General features: G+C 72.6%; 8 protein-coding genes. 6 read left to right on the top strand and 2 right to left on the bottom strand.

The window, feature by feature from the left end; all coding sequences use genetic code 11:
* Nucleotides 1–117 precede the first annotated feature (117 nt).
* Together ACWDX9_RS55310 and ACWDX9_RS55305 are read right to left on the bottom strand one after the other, a co-directional pair.
* A complete protein-coding gene (locus tag ACWDX9_RS55310) occupies nucleotides 118–1,449 on the bottom strand; it encodes a serine hydrolase domain-containing protein (RefSeq protein ID WP_449970662.1) in 1,332 nt (443 codons plus the stop codon).
* An 18-nt stretch (nucleotides 1,450–1,467) separates the two neighbouring features.
* Nucleotides 1,468–3,021, bottom strand: coding sequence for a hypothetical protein (locus ACWDX9_RS55305; RefSeq protein WP_449970659.1), 1,554 nt, complete (start codon nucleotides 3,019–3,021; stop codon nucleotides 1,468–1,470).
* A 269-nt stretch (nucleotides 3,022–3,290) separates the two neighbouring features.
* On the opposite strand from ACWDX9_RS55305, the gene ACWDX9_RS55300 reads away from it, so the two are divergent.
* The 6 genes from ACWDX9_RS55300 to ACWDX9_RS55275 all read left to right on the top strand — a co-directional run.
* Nucleotides 3,291–4,001 (top strand): phosphoribosylaminoimidazolesuccinocarboxamide synthase, encoded by a 711-nt coding sequence (locus ACWDX9_RS55300; protein ID WP_449970656.1) that lies wholly within the window; start codon nucleotides 3,291–3,293, stop codon nucleotides 3,999–4,001.
* Nucleotides 3,998–4,699 (top strand): SDR family oxidoreductase, encoded by a 702-nt coding sequence (locus ACWDX9_RS55295; RefSeq protein ID WP_449970653.1) that lies wholly within the window; start codon nucleotides 3,998–4,000, stop codon nucleotides 4,697–4,699. The genes ACWDX9_RS55300 and ACWDX9_RS55295 overlap by 4 nt, the downstream gene beginning before the upstream one ends.
* A 61-nt stretch (nucleotides 4,700–4,760) precedes the next feature.
* Complete coding sequence (locus ACWDX9_RS55290) at nucleotides 4,761–5,915, top strand: NAD(P)-dependent oxidoreductase (protein WP_449970650.1); 1,155 nt, start codon at nucleotides 4,761–4,763, stop codon at nucleotides 5,913–5,915.
* Nucleotides 5,912–6,868 carry an HD domain-containing protein gene (locus tag ACWDX9_RS55285; protein WP_449970647.1) on the top strand — a complete coding sequence of 319 codons (957 nt, stop codon included), beginning with the start codon at nucleotides 5,912–5,914 and terminating at the stop codon, nucleotides 6,866–6,868. Before ACWDX9_RS55290 ends, ACWDX9_RS55285 begins: the two co-directional genes overlap by 4 nt.
* Complete coding sequence (locus ACWDX9_RS55280) at nucleotides 6,868–8,079, top strand: MFS transporter (RefSeq protein WP_449970644.1); 1,212 nt, start codon at nucleotides 6,868–6,870, stop codon at nucleotides 8,077–8,079. The genes ACWDX9_RS55285 and ACWDX9_RS55280 overlap by 1 nt, the downstream gene beginning before the upstream one ends.
* The coding region (locus ACWDX9_RS55275; RefSeq protein WP_449970641.1) for an HAD family hydrolase at nucleotides 8,076–8,570 on the top strand (495 nt) is incomplete at its 3' end. The genes ACWDX9_RS55280 and ACWDX9_RS55275, both read left to right, overlap by 4 nt.

The raw sequence follows: 8,570 nt of genomic DNA, 5'->3' as shown, positions 1-8,570 counted from the left end.
GGCGCACCAGCAGCCGGCGCAGCCGGGCGCCCCCGACCGCGGCGGACTCGACCTCCAGCGGCCCCAGGATCGCCACACGCACACGACCATGCTGCCACCTCTCCGGCGGCGTGCTCCTCAGGCCTGCCAGTCGCCGGACCCGCCCGGCACCGGCGCCTGCGGGTCATAGGGAGTGCGGGTGAAGATGAACGTGTTGAGGTCGAGGTGGTCGGCGGCCACCCGCAGCGTCTCCCCGGCGTAGTAGCCGTCCAGCCCCAGCCACGTCCCGTCGGCCTGCGGCACGAACCGCGAGGCCCGCCCGCCGCCCCCGACCGGCTCCAGCGACAGCCCGCGCTCGGGCAGCAGCCGCAGCGTGTACGGCTTGGGCCCCCAATGCCACAGCCCGGTCAGCGCCAGCAGGCCGGGATCGGCGGTGACCGGCTGCCATTCGTCCGGCAGGCGCGGCTCGTACTCCTCCAGGATGTCCAGCAGATCGGTCGGCAGGGAGCTGGTCGTCCCCGAGGTGGTGTTGGCCAGGAACAGCACCCCCACCCCGTCGGCGGGGTCGGCCCACACCGTGGACACGAACCCCGGCATCGACCCGGTGTGCCCCGCCAGGCGCCGCCCGCCGGGGCGGGACAGCTGCAGGCCCAGCCCGTATCCGACGGTCCAGGAGTCGCCGTCGTTCACCCCGACCGGCTCGCGCATCTCGGCCAGCGTGTCGCCGCACAGCACCCCCGCGGTGTCGCCGCCCAGGAACGCCGCCCATCGCGCCAGGTCGTGCGGCGTGGACCACAGCTGCCCGGCCGGCCCCATCGCCTCGGCGTCGTGCTCCGGCTCGGCCAGCACCACGTCGGCGTACGGGTGCACGGCGTATCCCGTGGCGTGCGGGATGCGCGGCCGGGCGGTGGTGTCGTTCATGCCGAGCGGGTCGAGCACCTCCGACTGCAGCGCCTTGAGCCAGGTGGTGCCGCGCAGCCTGCCCACCAGCTCGCCCAGCAGGGCGAAGCCGACGTTGGAGTAGTGGAAGCGGCGCCCGGGCCGGTGCTTGAGCTCGTCGGGCCCGAGGCGCTCCAGCAGGTCGGCGACGGGGACGCCGGGGGTGCGCTCCCACCAGGCGGTGGGCGGCTCGGCGGTCAGGCCGGCGGTGTGCGACAGCAGTTGGGCGATGGTCAGGTGGCCCAGCGGGGTGCCCGGCAGGTGCGCCTCCAGCGGGTCGGACAGCCGCAGCGCGCCCTCGTCGCGCAGCCGCATGACCACGACGGCGACCATGCTCTTGGTGATCGACCCGATCCGGTACTGGGTGGCCTGGGTCGGCGGCGCGCCGTCCACCCGGCCGCGCCCGCCGAACCACGCCGGTCTCCCGTCCCGCACGATCGCCGCCGTCAGCGACGGCACCCTGTATTCGGCCTGTTCGACGGCCAGTCTGCGCAGCAGAGCGCGCGCCGTCGCGTGTCCCACCTGGCTCATGAGCGACAAGATTAGCCGCTAGATGAGCACCAGCCGCGGGCCTATCAGCTCACCTTGGTGCGGCTGCGGGTGGGCCTGGTCGTGGTAGTAGTGCCCGGCGTACCAGACCACGACGTTGGTGCCGTCCAGGTTCTCGCCGTTGAGGAAGCGGTTGAGCGCGGCGCGGTCGCGCGGGCCGGGGTTGCCGTCGTCGAGCTCGCGGGGGTGGTGGCGCAGGAACCACAGGTCGGACACGCCGTAGGCGTCGGCGGTGCCGTCGAACTCGCCGGGGTGGATCTGGTAGCCGCGGCCCGAGGACTTGTCGCGCACCTGCCAGTACAGGGCGGGGTGGAGGCGTTTGCGGGAGGTCTCGCGGATGATCGGCACGGGTTCGGGGATGATCGAGCCGGTGTCGTCGATCTGCTCGACCACGTCGTTGCCCGAGCCCTCGATGTCGAAGTCGAGCCGCCAGTAGGCGTGGTGGCGGTGCACCATGCACGTCATCGGGTTGGCGGTGGCGGCGAACCCGAAGCGGGGGCTGATGTCGCCGTTGTCGGCCAGGCGCCAGTCGCTGGCGTAGCGGTACCAGCCGGCGGCCAGCTCGCTGACGATCCGCAGCTGCTCGCCGTCGTAGTGGAAGGCCACGCCCTGGAAGTTGCCGGCGTCGGTCGAGGGGCGTTCCAGGATGGTACGGGGCGGGCTGTCGCACAACCGCCACCCCCAGCCGACCGGGTCCGTGCCGGTCGCGTTGAAGCGGGTCTCGAAGCCGGCGTCGTCGCGGAAGGTCGTGCCCTCCTCGTACTCGACGTTCAGGACGGGCACGTGGGCCTGCCGGAGCACGAGCCGGCCGCGGTAGCGCACGTCGCGCAGCTCGACGCCGCCGCCGACGCCGGGGTTCTGCGGGGCCGAGGCGCGCGGGCGCACCACCAGCAGGTTCCACAGCTCGGTGGAGCCGCGCTGCACGCGCACCCGTACCTGGTCGGGGCCGCCGTGGTCGGTCAGCGCGTCGACGCCCTCGGGAACGCTGTGCTCGCAGTCGTGGTGCATGCGCACGTTGATCCCGGACGGGGTCCAGTCGACGGCGCGGTTGACCAGGTCGACGGCGACGACGCGGTGGCGCAGCCCGGTGGGCTCGCCGGGGGTGTAGACGCCGAGGGTGGGGCGGCGCACGGTGGTGCCGTCGGGGTTCTCCAGGTCGGCCAGCGGCGGCATGGGCCGGTAGACGACCACGTCCTCGCCGGCCGGGAAGCCCGGGTCGGCGCGCAGGATCTCGGCGGCGGCCGACAGCTCCTCGCGGCTGGGCTGCGGCCGGTAGGCGCTGGGGCGCAGCTCGGCGCGTTCGGGCCGGTCGAGGGTGCCGCGCAGCTCGACGGCGCGGTTGCCGACCGGGTCGAACACGGTGGCCTGGAACGGGGCGTTCTCCCCGGGGTCGTGGCCGAGGCCGGGCGCGAAGGCCACGGTGAGCCGTTCGGGGTCGGCGACCTCGAGCGCGGCCAGCGCGTCCGGGTGCTCGGCGACCGCCTGGCGCAGCCGCTGCGCGGTCAGGCCCGCGCGGGGAACCGCTTCGATCGTGACGCGTACATCGTCGCTCATGGGCTGTCTCCTCGGCACGGCTGGTCGGCAAGGGCCGCTGGTGCGTTATCGGGCCGCGACGCCGCGACGTTAGCCCGCAGCGGCGATCCTGAGGCTCATGCGCCCCTACCACTTAAAGAGGATATCGACGCGTATTTCGCTTGTCCGGCCAGGCGAAGGCGGGCGAGAATACAAATAGCCTGATCTGTGAATATCTCCGGAAAGGGCCGAAGATTTCCCGGCTGAATTGTGCTTGACATCGCCGGTCAGAAGAATGACCATGCTGTTCTGTGACCCCTCCGAAGAATGGCATGACCGGGCCGCCTGCCGTCGAAGGTCGCAGCAAACGGATTTGGCGGCGCGACGACGGCACCTGCATGGTCGAACTGATCCCCAGCCTGCGCAGCCACACCTTCGACCGCGACGAGCTCGTGCCGGCGACCGCGCGCCTGCGCCTCGACTTCTACGAGCGTGCGGCCCGCGCGCTGCACGCCGCCGGCATTCGTACGGTGTTCAGGGAGCGGCTCGGCGAGACCACCTATCTCGCCGACTACGTGCCGGCTCCGCCCTTCGAGGTCATCGTCAAAAACCGGTCCGTCGGATCGACCGTCCGCAAGTATCCCGGCCTCTTCCCCGAAGGCCATGTCTTCCATCCGCCGGTGGTGAAGTTCGACTTCCGGATCGACCCCGAGGACCAGCCCATCGGCGAGGACTATCTGTGGGCCTACGGAGTGGATGTCGAGGAGTTCCGCCGCATTGCCCGAGAATGCAATGACTGCCTCCGCAAGTGGCTGGAGCCGCTTGAACTCTGGGATTTCTGCCTGATCATCGGCCCGAAGTCCGAAGGCGATCTCATCATCAACTCCGAAATATCGCCCGACTGCATGCGGCTGCGCGACCGCCAGGGCAACTCTCTCGACAAGGACCTGTTCCGGCAGGGGGCCGGCCACGAGCACATCGTCTCCGTCTGGTCCGAGCTGGTCGGCAGGCTCCCGGCATGACCGAGGCGCACCGCCCGGTCGCCATCGTGACCGGGGCGAACCGGGGCACCGGTCTGGCCATCGCCGCGGAGCTCCACGCGGGCGGCTGGGACGTATGGGGGCTCAACCGCACCTCGGCGGGACAGTCCTGGCTCCCCGAAGCCCGGTGCGACCTGCAGTCGGCCGACGCCGTGACAGCCGCCGTCGAGACGGTCGCGCGCCGGCGGGGGCGCATCGACGCGCTCGTCGTCAACGCGGTGGCGCGGTCACTGGGCAGGATCGGCACGCTCAGCCTGCCCGACTGGCGGGCCGCGTTCGACGTCAACATCGTCTCCGTGCTGCCGCTGCTCCAGGCGGCCCTGCCCTACCTGCGCCCGCGCAGGGGCAGCATCGTCCTGATGGGCAGCCACGCCGGGAGCCGCTACTTCGAGGGCGGCGGCGCCTACTGCGCCAGCAAGGCGGCCCTGAAGGCGCTGGCCGAGGTGCTCCTGCTGGAAGAGCGACCGAACGGGGTCCGCACCACGCTGATCAATCCCGGCGCGATCGCCAACGAGATCGGTGACGACTCACCGTTCAAGCTGTCGACGTCCTCTGTGGCCCAAGCCGTGCGGTGGGTCGTCGAAGCACCCGCCGACACCGCGATCGGCGAGATCGAACTGCGCCCGGCGCACCTGCCCGCCATGGCCGTGACCGGCCTGAACCGGCTCCAGGCGGTCTGAAGCCGGCCGCCCGGCGTCGAGCCGCGCCGCAATCTCTCCATCTCTCCGAGGGGGACCTCCCATGACATCGATTCTCGAGCGCCAACCCCTGCCCTCACGCGCCGGGCACGCGTCGCGTGCCTGCGACCTGCCCGTGCTGCGCAGCGCCCAGGCCGACTGGCCGATGCCGCCCGCCCGCACGATCCTGATCGCGCACCTGCTCGACACCGCGGTGCCGTACGTGCGGTCGCTGAGCCGATCCACCGAGCTCGCCCAGATCGTGCCGGTGCCCTACAGCGCCCAGCCGGAGGCGCTGTCGCTGCTGGGGGACCTTCCGGTGAGCATGCCGACCTCGATCGAGGAGGTCGGGCCCATGGCGGTCGCCGCCGCCCAGCGGGCCGCGCGGCAGGGCGGGTCGCCCGTGATGATCCAGGAGGTCGGCGGATACTGCGCCGGGGCGGTGCGGGACCTGGCCGGGGTGCCGGGCTTTCGCGGCATCGTGGAGGACACCAAGCAAGGACAGTGGCAGTACGAGCGCGCCGCGCCGCTTCCCCTGCCGGTGTTCACCATCGCCGACAGCCCGCTGAAGGCCCTCGAGGACGTCCAGGTCGGGCGGTCGGTGGCCTACAGCGTCGAACGGCTCCTGCGGCTGCGCTTCTACCGGCTCCTCAGCGAACGCCGCGTCCTCGTGCTCGGCTACGGCGGGATAGGAACGGCCCTGGCCGAGCACCTGCGACGCACCGGAGTCCAGGTCGCCGTCTACGATCCCGACGACATCCGGATGTCCGCCGCCCTGGTGCACGGATTCCGCGTGGGCCCGCGCCAGGACCTGCTCTCCTGGGCCGAGGTGATCATCGGCGTCTCCGGCCACCGCGCCCTCACCACGGCCGACGTGCCGCACCTGCGTGACGGCGTCGTGCTGGCCAGCGGGAGCTCCAAGCAGGTCGAGTTCGACGTCAAGGGCCTGCGCCGCGCGGCGTCGACGTCGGCCGAGGTCGACGAGGTGCTCGAACTGCGGGTGGCCGACCGCACGGTCTATCTGCTCAACGACGGCAAGCCCGTGAACTTCATGGAGCACAGCATCCTCGGATCGGTCCTTGACCTGGTCTACACCGAGCTGTATCTCTGCACGCGTGAGCTGGCCAGGCAGACCTGGGCGCCGGGGCTGCACCGCCTCGACCCGCGGCTGCAGCAGGAGCTGGCGCAGCGCTGGCGTGAGGAGTACGGACAGCGGTGAATGCGATTCTGGAGAAGGTGCGGGCCCGAGTTGTGGTCGACTTCGCGACCGCCGATTCGGCCCACGACATCGGCCACGTCGACCGGGTCGCCGCCCTGGCGGGGGAGATCGCGGTCCGGACGGGCGCCGACCCGTGCATCGCGCAGGTGGCGGCGTACGTTCATGACTACCACCGGGTGGAGGAGGCCCGGCAGAACCGGCGGCCCATCCGGCCCGAGGACGCCTGCGCGGCCGTGCTGGAGGTGCTGGAGGGGTGCGGAGTGCCGCAGGACTGGCATCCGCCGATCCTGCGCGCGGTCGAGCTGACGGGCCGCTACCGTTTCGCCGAGGAGGAGCTCGACGACGGGTGCGCGATCGCCGCGGCGGTGCACGACGCCGACAACCTCGACGCGATGGGGGCCATCGGCATCGGCCGGACCTTCGCCTACGGCGGGCTGCTCGGCGAGCCGCTGTGGGACCCCGGGGCCGCTCTCAAGGAGGTCCACCAGGAGGGCGAGACCTCCTCGGTGCTGGCCCACCTCTACGAGAAGCTGATCCGGCTGGAGCAGGACATGCTCACCGAGCCCGCGCGCCGGATGGCGGCCGACCGGGCGCTGCTGCTGCACCGGTTCGCCGCCGGGTTCCGATCCGAGTGGGACAGGGGGCAGGCCGCCGGCTCGCGGGTCCGGTGGGATTCGCGCACCCGCTTCCTGTCAGTGGAGGAGCCCCGCGGCGACGCCGAGGAGCCGGTCGTCCGGGTCGCCTTCCGCGGGCCGGTCTCGCTGACCTTCGACGAGCAGGGGCGGCCGGCGGCGGTCCACCTGCTGGAGATGCCGGACCTGCTGGCCACCGACGGGCGGATCGTCCTGTCCCAGGGCCGGCCGCACCACCGCATCGAGGGGATCGGGGACATCGAGCTGCAACTGCGCAAGAATCAACCGGTGGCGCTTCATCTGCACCTGCTGGGCGAGTGATGGGTTATTTCAGCCTGCTCCGCGCCCCGTACGTGACCCGGCTGCTGCTGGGGACCCTGGTCGGGAGGCTGCCCAGCGCGATGGCGGCGCTGGCGATCCCGCTGGTCCTGCGGCAGGCGGGCGCGAGCTACGACTTCGTCGGCCTGGCCGCCGGAGCGTTCGCCATCGCCGCCGCCGGCGGCGGTCCGGTGCTCGGTCGGCTGGTGGATCGGGTCGGCCAGGTCCGGGTCCTGGTGCCGGCCGCCGTCGCGGCCGGCGCGGGCCTGATCGCGATCGCGATGGCCCCCTCCGATCCTGTGGCCGTGGTCGCGGGCGCCCTGCTGGCGGGGGCGGCGACCCCGCCGCTGGAGCCCTGCCTCCGGGTGCTGTGGCCTGATCTTGTTCCGCCCGCGCGGCTGGAGTCGGCCTACGCCATGGACTCGGCCTCCCAGGAGCTGGTCTTCGTCGGCGGCCCTCTGGTCGTGGCCGGTTGCGTGGCGGCCGGGTCCGCGGCGGGCGCCCTGTGGGTGGGGGCGCTGCTGGGCCTGCTGGGCGTGTTCGTGGTCGCCACCGCGTCGCCCACCCGCGACTGGAAGGCGCCGGTCCGCTCGCCCGACTGGCTCGGGCCGCTGCGCAGCCGCGGTCTGACCGTGCTGCTGGTGAGCCTGACCGGGGTCGGCGCCGCCATCGGTGGCCTCAACGTCCTGGTGGTGTTCTACACCGAGCACCGCTACGTGGTGGGCGGGGCGGCCACTCTGCTGGCGTTGAACGCCTTCGGCGCCCTGGTCGGGGGTCTCGGCTACGGCGCCGTGCGCTGGTCGTCCTCGCCGCCGCGGCGGACGCTGCTGCTGACCGTCGGGCTGGCCGCCGCGTACGCGCTGCTGTGCCTGGTGCCGTCCCCGCCGTACATGGCCGGCCTCATGATCCTCACCGGGCTCTTCCTCGCGCCCGTGCTGACGGCCGCGTTCGTCCTGGTCGGGAAGCTCGCGCCGGCCGGTACGGTCACCGAGGCCTTCGCCTGGCTGGTCACGCTGATGACGACGGGCATCGCCCTGGGATCGACCGCGGCGGGCCTCGTCCTGGAACACGCCACGGAGTCCTGGGCCGCGTCCGTCGGGGCGCTGGGCGTGGCGGTGGGCGTCGTCGTCCTGGCGGCCGGGCAGCGGTGCCTCGCGGTCGGGAGCGCCGGCAGCGCCGACAGCGCCGACGACCCCGCGGGCGCCGCCGTATGAGGCGGATCCGGCTGGTCTGCACGGATCTGGACGGGGTGCTGCTCACCAGCGCCGGTGGCCTCAGCCACGACACCAGGAAGGCGCTGGCCGCCGCCCGCGCCGCCGGCCTCCAGGTCATGGTCGCCACCGGGCGGCCCACCCGGGACGCTCTGGACTGGGCCCTGGAGGCCGGCCTCCAGGGCCTGCTCGCCTGCAGCAACGGCGCGGTGATCTGGGACACCCGCACCGAGCGGGTGCTGTTCGACCACTGCTTCACCGCCGACCAGCTCAGGCGGGTCTTCGCCTGGGCCGAACGGTCGGTGCGGGGCGGTGTCCTGGGGCTTGACACCGAGCACGAGCTGGTGCTGCAACCCGGCTTCGCCGACCTGGTGCCCGACTGCTGGCCCCACACGGTCTCGGCAGACCTGATCGGCCGCGCCACTCGCGGCAACCGCGCGGTCAAGGTGCTCCTGGCCCACCCGGAGCTGTCGGCGCCCCGCCTCGCCGACGCG

It is taken from the genome of Nonomuraea sp. NPDC003201 (genome assembly GCF_053590415.1).
Note: the sequence above shows the minus strand (reverse complement) of the source record. Positions and strands in the feature narration are given on the sequence as shown.